The sequence below is a fragment of the Streptomyces sp. NPDC002754 genome (genome assembly GCF_053592315.1).
In genome coordinates, this window is the sequence record NZ_JBSFVM010000090.1 from 1 (window position 1) to 2,471 (window position 2,471).

At 70.1% G+C, this 2,471-nt stretch carries 1 protein-coding gene; it reads left to right on the forward strand.

What is annotated here, in order from left to right; translation table 11 throughout:
• The coding region (locus ACWD2L_RS40990) for a condensation domain-containing protein (RefSeq protein ID WP_351346108.1) at nucleotides 1-2,471 on the forward strand (2,471 nt) is incomplete at both ends.

Below are 2,471 nucleotides of genomic sequence, written 5' to 3' on the forward strand. Positions count from 1 at the left end.
GGGGACGTGGTCAAGTGGTCTCCGGCTGGGCAGTTGGTGTTCCTGGGCCGGTCCGATGAGCAGGTGAAGGTGCGTGGTTTCCGTATCGAGCCGGGCGAGATCGAGGCAGTCCTCCTGTGCCATCCCGAAGCGGACCAGGTTGCGGTCCTGGCGCGCGAGGACACCCCGGGGGATCTGCGACTGGTCGCCTACGTAGTGCTCTCCGCCGGTCAAGAGGCGGGCGGGCTACGGGAGTTCGCCGCGACCCGGCTGCCGGAGTACATGGTGCCCGCCGCCTTCGTCCCGCTCGACGAACTCCCGCTGACCGTCAACGGAAAACTGGACCGCAAAGCACTACCCGCGCCGGAATACGTCGCGGGCGCCGGTCGGGGTCCGGCGACCGTGCGAGAGGAGATCCTCTGCGAGGTCTTCGCTCAGGTGCTGGGGCTGGACGCGGTCGGCATGGACGACGACTTCTTCCGGCTCGGCGGCCACTCACTCCTGGCGATACGGCTGGTCGAGCGGCTGCGGGTGCGGGGCGTGACGGTACCGGTGCGCGCGCTGTTCGAGACGCCGACCCCGGCCGGCCTGGCGGGTGCGACCGATGCCGAGGCGTTCCCGACGCCGGAGAACCTCATCTCTGCCGACGCCGAGCGGATCACGCCCGACATGCTGTCGCTGGTCGAACTCTCCCAGGCGGAGATCGACCGGGTGGTGACGGCGGTGGAGGGCGGCGCGGCCAACGTCGCGGACATGTACCCGCTGACGCCGTTGCAGGAAGGCATGCTGTTCCACCACCTGTTGGCGGATGACGGCGTCGACGTGTACGTCACCGCTCAGGTGGTCGAGTTCGACACCCGCGAGCGGCTGGACGCGGTGGCGCGTGCCTTGCAGCAGATCGTGGACCGCCATGACATCTATCGCACGGCGGTGGTGTGGGAAGGGCTGCGCGAGCCCGTCCAGGTGGTGTCGCGCCGCGCGGTCATGCCCGTCGTCGAGCACGAACTGCCCCCTGTCGACGGCGACTCGGCCGCCGCTCTGCTCGCCGCGGCCGGCTCGGTGTTGAGCCTGGGCCGTGCTCCGTTGATGGACCTGCATGTGGCCGAGGTGGCGGACGGCCGGTGGCTGGGCCTCGTGCGGATGCATCACCTCGCGCAGGACCGGCTGAGCCTGGATGTGTTGCTCCAGGAACTGCGGGCGATGCTGGCCGGACGTGCCGACCGGCTCGCCGCGCCGCTGCCTTTCCGCGACGTCGTCGCCAGGACCCGGCGCATCCCCCGGGCCGAACACGAGCGCTTCTTCGCCGAGTTGCTCAGCGACGTCACGGAGCCGACGGCGCCGTACGGGCAGCTCGATGTGCGGAGCAGCGGCACCGACGCGATCACTGAACTGGCTCCTGTGGACGGCGAGGTCGTCCTTCGACTGCGGGACGTCGCCCAACGCCTCGGAGTCAGCCCGGCCACGGTGCTGCACGTGGCCTGGGCGCGGGTCCTCGGCGTGCTATCCGGTCGCGACGACGTGGTCTTCGGGACGGTGCTGCTCGGTCGAATGAACGCCGGCGAGGGAACCGACCGCGTGCTGGGCCCGTTCATCAACACCCTGCCCGTACGCGTCCAGACCGGCCGACTGGGCGTCCGGACGGCGGTCGAGGACATGCGCGGCCAACTGGCGGCACTTCTGGAGCACGAGCACGCGCCGCTGGCCATCGCCCAGCACGCCAGCGGGATCGTGGGCGACGCGCCCCTGTTCACCTCGCTGTTCAACTACCGGCATCTGTGGCGCGGCGCGGACGACGCCGGCCGCCAGGGGTTCGAGGGCGTCCGTAGTGTGCTCGTCCAGGAACGGACCAACTACCCCCTCGCCGTGTCGGTGGACGACATCGCCCGCGAGCAGATGATCATCAGCGTCCAGTCGTACGACTCCATCGACCCGGGCGCGGTGGGCCGCCTGATGCGCACCGCCGTGGAGAACACGGTCACCGCCCTCGCCGGGACCCTCGACGGCGCCACTCCGGAGATCGCTCTGCGGGAGGTGGACATCCTCGGCCCGGGTGAGCGGGATCGGCTCCTGGTGGAGTGGAATGACACGGGCACGGGCACGGGCACGGACACTGACGCGGCGTCGGGTGTGGCTGGTTCGTCGGTGGTGGGGTTGTTCGAGGCGTGGGTGGCTGCGGCTCCGGGTGTGGTGGCGGTGGTGTCGGACGGTGTTGAGGTGTCGTACGGCGAGTTGGATGTGTGGGCGAATCGGCTGGCGCATTGGTTGCGTGGTCGGGGTGTGGGTGCGGAGTCGGTGGTGGGGCTTCGTCTGCCGCGTGGCGCGGAGATGGTTGCCGGGATTCTTGGTGTGTGGAAGGCGGGGGCGGCGTACGTCCCGGTGGATGCTGAACTGCCGCGTGAGCGTGTGGAGTTCATGCTTGCGGATGCCGGTGTGGGTGTGGTGGTGGACGCGGGCGTCCTCGACGGGTTGGGGGAGTACCCGGATACCGCGCC